Genomic DNA, 1244 nt, shown 5'->3' on the forward strand with positions numbered 1-1244 from the left:
CGGCAATCGTTTGGGAGTTTCTTGTTGCCGAATCTATCTTCCTTTACCTCTCCTTGAATATCTGCGGAATGTGGGCTTGAAATAAGGCTTGAGCCGTGTGATTGGCAACAGTCATGCACGGTTCTTAGGGGAGGGAAGAGGGGCGACTCTCAACCCTTACCCGCTCACAAAGCGCTAAAACTCCAAATGCTGCACGGCCCGCCGCTTAGTTTCCTCTCCACGCCTGTCATATTTTGCCGTAGTTACCGGAGAAGCATGACCCGCCAACTTTTGCACCGTCACAATATCCACCCCAGCATCGAGGAGGTCCGAGCAAAACGTGCGCCGGAAATCGTGGGGACTAAAGGACTCCACCCCAGCGAGAAACGCCCGCCGCTGCACAATCTTCAACACACCATCCTCCGTCATCCGCCGCCGCTGAATTTCTCCCCCTTTCCGAATCGGGTACAACAGAGGCCCACTTGCCTCTCCCCTCAACTCCAGCCACTGGGACACTAAAACGCAAGCTGACTCCGGGAGGTAAACCGTCCTGTCTTTCTTGCCCTTACCCTCCCGGACGAACAGCGCTCCCGTGGATAGATTGAAATCTCGCTTCAAGAGATTGACCGCTTCAGAGCGACGGATGCCACCCCCTCGCAAGATAGCAATCAGCGCCGAGTCCCTAACATCAATAGGGGTCTTACCAGAGCAACTTTCCATCAATGCAGCAATCTCACAGAGCGTTAGCGCCCGCCCCCTAACCTTTCCCGATTGCTTGACACTCCTGACATCCACCGCTTTACTGTAATCTATTGGGTCGATTAAATCCAACCGCAGAGCTTCCTTCAACACCCGCCGCAGGGCGCACAGCATTTGGTTCACCGTCGCGGGGGCGTACTTTTTCTCAAGGACCGAGCGCAGAGCCGCCGTATGTCTGTAGCGCAATGCCGCCCAATTCAAAGTCATTGCGTCGCACTCCTCACCTGTCAGCATCCGGGCCATGATATTGAGTCCTTCTCTCATGGTTGCCTTTGACCGCTCGCTACCCAAACTGTCGAGGTACACTGCAGCCGGGTGCTGAGTCAGGGGTACCGGACAGGGCAGATTCAATGTTTCCGGCTGTTGCTCTCCAAGTAAGTTGAGCATTTACTCTTTCAAAGTGACATTATAAATACTAAATTTTACGCCGTTAGAGACCTCCACAAAAAAAATGATCCAACAGCTATGTGGGTTTAGCGAAAATTTCCACGAACCATTTTTGAAGA

1 protein-coding gene is annotated in these 1244 nt (G+C 53.0%); it reads right to left on the bottom strand.

Annotation, left to right across the window (positions count from 1 at the left end; genetic code table 11):
- Positions 1-174 precede the first annotated feature (174 nt).
- On the bottom strand, positions 175-1125 hold the full coding sequence (locus QUA25_RS29270) for a tyrosine-type recombinase/integrase (protein WP_333043208.1): 951 nt from the start codon (positions 1123-1125) through the stop codon (positions 175-177).
- Positions 1126-1244 lie beyond the last annotated feature (119 nt).

This window comes from Microcoleus sp. Pol17C6 (assembly GCF_036701145.1).
Classification (GTDB): Bacteria; Cyanobacteriota; Cyanobacteriia; order Cyanobacteriales; family Microcoleaceae; genus Microcoleus.